This is a genomic window from Pseudoalteromonas sp. NH0006-46 (assembly GCF_057547735.1).
In genome coordinates, this window is the sequence record NZ_BAAJML010000035.1 from 1 (window position 1) to 554 (window position 554).

The 554-nt window shown below is 40.4% G+C and carries 1 pseudogene; it reads right to left on the bottom strand.

Annotation, left to right across the window (positions count from 1 at the left end):
- Positions 1–206 precede the first annotated feature (206 nt).
- Positions 207–554, bottom strand: a pseudogene (locus AC27I2_RS19710) (transposase); the annotation flags it as partial.

Consider the following 554-nt stretch of genomic DNA (forward strand, 5'->3'; position numbering starts at 1 on the left):
ATTAAGGTGCGTAACGCAGTTATCAAGTCAGGTGTAAGCGACTTTGTTTATTGTATTAATGCACGCGTACTGAGCGTCTAATCAAGACAAGTGGCTTAGGTTTGTAGGCATATAATCAGGTTAAACCTTGTTGGTTATTAACTCACCCAATTGATTGATGCTCAGCCTTATATCCAGTTAGATGTTCAGCTCACTCAGTACCGTGACTAACTCTTTAAGAATTTTGTTCCATCGAATACCGTCTCTTTTTTAAGCATATAATAAACACAGCGACCAAGCTTATGCGCAAGCGCTGACAGTGCTTTGGCTTTGCTCATTCGTTTTGTAGTTTTTCGAGGTATTTGTTGGCGTTGCCAATTTTGTTGCCTTGGGTGCCGTAGGTTTTACCGGCAGACTCTGCTTTACATTTGACTAACCGACTATATGAAGCGAACTTTTGTACGCTTGAAAAGCGATTGATGTCACCAATTTCATAAATAATGGTAAGTGCGAGAATGCGGCCTATCCCATTAATTGTTTGCAAGATATTAAGGTGGACAGGATTGTGTTGCTTG